Annotated in this window: 4 protein-coding genes; all 4 read left to right on the top strand. The window is 56.7% G+C overall.

Annotated elements, in window-relative coordinates:
- The first annotated feature begins 59 nt into the window (after window positions 1-59).
- From AK963_RS33930 to AK963_RS28605, 4 genes are read left to right on the top strand one after another with little or no spacing between them, the layout of a single operon-like run.
- A complete protein-coding gene (locus AK963_RS33930) occupies window positions 60-377 on the top strand; it encodes a DUF7210 family protein (RefSeq protein ID WP_066018680.1) in 318 nt (105 codons plus the stop codon).
- Window positions 374-784: a gp436 family protein gene (locus tag AK963_RS28615; RefSeq protein WP_066018679.1), complete on the top strand. Its 411-nt coding sequence runs from the start codon at window positions 374-376 to the stop codon at window positions 782-784. The genes AK963_RS33930 and AK963_RS28615 overlap by 4 nt, the downstream gene beginning before the upstream one ends.
- Window positions 784-1,263, top strand: coding sequence for a phage virion morphogenesis protein (locus AK963_RS28610; RefSeq protein ID WP_066018678.1), 480 nt, complete (start codon window positions 784-786; stop codon window positions 1,261-1,263). Before AK963_RS28615 ends, AK963_RS28610 begins: the two co-directional genes overlap by 1 nt.
- On the top strand, window positions 1,256-1,696 hold the full coding sequence (locus AK963_RS28605) for a hypothetical protein (protein WP_066018677.1): 441 nt from the start codon (window positions 1,256-1,258) through the stop codon (window positions 1,694-1,696). The genes AK963_RS28610 and AK963_RS28605 overlap by 8 nt, the downstream gene beginning before the upstream one ends.
- The last annotated feature ends 40 nt before the right edge of the window (window positions 1,697-1,736 follow it).

Below are 1,736 nucleotides of genomic sequence, written 5' to 3'. Positions count from 1 at the left end.
TGATCATTTGCAACGATGTGGCTTACCACCTTGAAAACGTCATTAGCTAAGGAGTGGCTATGAAATACACAGCACTCCACAGCGTACGGCACGATGGGCAATTGTATCAGGCAGGGGAAACGTTGGAGCTGGACGACACCGCTGCTGATACTTTGCTGGCTTGTCGTGCAGTGGCGGCGATGGAAGCGGCAGAGGCAGAAGTCACTGAGCCAGAAGGCGTCGAAGCAGAGCAGGACGTAAACTCTGTGGAGCCAGAGCCAGAGCCAGAGCCAGAGCCAGAGCCAGAGCCAGAGCCAGAGCCAGAGCCAGAGCCAGAGCCAGAGCCAGAGCCAGCCAAGCCTGCCCCAAAGTCGCAGAAAGGCAAGGGTAAAAAATGAAGTACTGCGACAGCGCCGCCATGATCGCCCGGTTTGGAGAGGACGAGCTGATTCGCCTCACCGACCCGGGCGATGGTGCTATGGACGCCGCCGCCATTGACGCCGCCCTGACCGATGCCAGCGACGAAATAGACAGCTACCTGGCCGTACGTTATACCCTGCCGCTGTCGGTTATTCCTGAGATTGTGGTCAGGCTTTGCGCCGACATTGCCCGCTATCGTCTATACGACGGTCGCATGCTAGACGAGGTCGAAAAGCGTTATGACGACAGCGTCAAGCTGCTTAAGGACATTGTCCGGGGCAGCGCCGTCCTGCCACTACCCACCACCACCGCCAGCACCGAAGTCAGCACCACCCGCAGCCGGGAGGATCGGCTATTTACCCGGGATACCCTGGAGGACTTCTGATGCTATCCCTTGAGCAAGGCCAGCAGGAAATACAGAACCTGATGGATACCGTGATGCTTTACCAGCATCGCAAGCCTTTATTTGAACGGCTGGGACGGGCAGTGCTCACCGACGCCCGTCTGAATTTCCGAAGACAGCATGCACCGGATGGCACACCATGGACACCCTTGAAGATCAGAACCGGGCAGATCCTGAGCGACACCGGTCGCCTGCGAAACAGCCTGAGCTACAAAACCGGCAACGACGAGTTGGAAGTGGGAACCAACGTGAAATATGCAGCGGTTCACAACTTCGGAGCCACCATCCGACCGAAGAAAGCGAAGATGCTCGCTTTTCCCGGCAAGAACGGAAAAACCATCTTTGCCAAGAAAGTCGTCATTCCTGCCCGTCCATTCCTGGGCGTCGAGCAGCGACAGATCAATCTGGTTCAACAGACCATCGAGCAGTGGGTCAAGGACGTGGCCAACCGCAATGTTTAACGAAGCCCTCAAAGCCATTACCGACCACCTGGAAGCTGCACTGGTCAACCACACGACAGATGTGGCAAGTCATCCCGGTCGCTTTACCGAAGCCGAACTGAGCCGCCTGCTCACCGCCAGAAAAGCGGTGCGGGTGTCCATTGAGAACACCCAGAGCGTCAGTGTCACCGGTCAGGGCATCCAGGAGGCGAACCTGTTGATGGCCGCCTTTGTGATTTGCAGCGACAGCAAAAACGGGCCCCGGCATGAAAGCGCCCTGTTACTGACCGAAGCCATTATCGAGCAGCTGCCGTTTAATAGATTCGGCACTGACTACCTGAAGCCGGTAAAGCCCAGCAGCATCTCGGCGGAAAATTTATACAGCGGAGAGATAGACCGAAAGGGGATAGCATTATGGGGCATCTCCTGGGAACAGACCCTGACCCGACCATGAACCACAGAAGGAACTGAACAATGGCCACACAAGATCGCTC

It is taken from the genome of Endozoicomonas atrinae (assembly GCF_001647025.1).
Classification (GTDB): Bacteria; Pseudomonadota; Gammaproteobacteria; order Pseudomonadales; family Endozoicomonadaceae; genus Endozoicomonas; species Endozoicomonas atrinae.
The sequence above is the reverse complement of the archived record's forward strand: the minus strand, read 5'-3'. Positions and strand labels throughout refer to the sequence as shown.

Coding starts and splice junctions, on each gene's coding strand:
- AK963_RS28610 (WP_066018678.1), top strand. CDS start 784: ATGCTATCCCTTGAGCAAGGCCAGCAGGAAATACAGAACCTGATGGAT.
- AK963_RS28605 (WP_066018677.1), top strand. CDS start 1,256: ATGTTTAACGAAGCCCTCAAAGCCATTACCGACCACCTGGAAGCTGCA.
- AK963_RS28615 (WP_066018679.1), top strand. CDS start 374: ATGAAGTACTGCGACAGCGCCGCCATGATCGCCCGGTTTGGAGAGGAC.
- AK963_RS33930 (WP_066018680.1), top strand. CDS start 60: ATGAAATACACAGCACTCCACAGCGTACGGCACGATGGGCAATTGTAT.